At 73.2% G+C, this 552-nt stretch carries 1 protein-coding gene; it reads right to left on the reverse strand.

Features of this window, described 5'->3' with window-relative positions; all coding sequences use genetic code 11:
* A partial coding sequence (locus ACWKWX_RS32730; RefSeq protein WP_483829944.1) for a peptidoglycan binding domain-containing protein occupies positions 1-552 on the reverse strand: 552 nt, incomplete at both ends.

Consider the following 552-nt stretch of genomic DNA (forward strand, 5'->3'; position numbering starts at 1 on the left):
GGCATTGACGGGCGCGGTGTCGACCGCCGCGGCGAGTCCGTCGACGGCCTTCTGGATGCCGGTGCGGTCGGCGGTCACCGTGAGGGCGCCGTTCGCGTCGCTCACCGTCAGCCACGAGGCGACCGTCGCGGCGTCGAGCGGGACCGTGCGCTCCTCGCCGACGTAGAAGCCGGCCGTGGAGAGCACATGGTTGAGGTTCGAGGCCACGGCGGTGGCGGCATCCGTCGTCACCGCGGGGCTGAGCGGCACGCGCTGGCCCGCGATCGTCGTCGATGAGCGACCGTCGGTGAAGGCGCTCACGAGGGCGGCCGTCACGGCGGTCGCGTCGAGGCCGGAGCCTGCGACCGCCGGGGTCACGGTGTACGCGCCGGATGCGCTGTCGAAGCCGACCGATGCATCGGTCGGCTCGGTGTTCTGGTCGGGGGCCGCGGCCGCGAGCACCTTGTGCACGGCTGCCGCGTCGACGGTCACGTCGACCGCGACCGGGGTGCCGTTCCACTGGGTGACGTTCCAGGCGGGGCGGGTCTCGAACACCGACGAGGCGATCTCGGT

The sequence above is a fragment of the Pseudomonas imperatae genome (assembly GCF_057128625.1).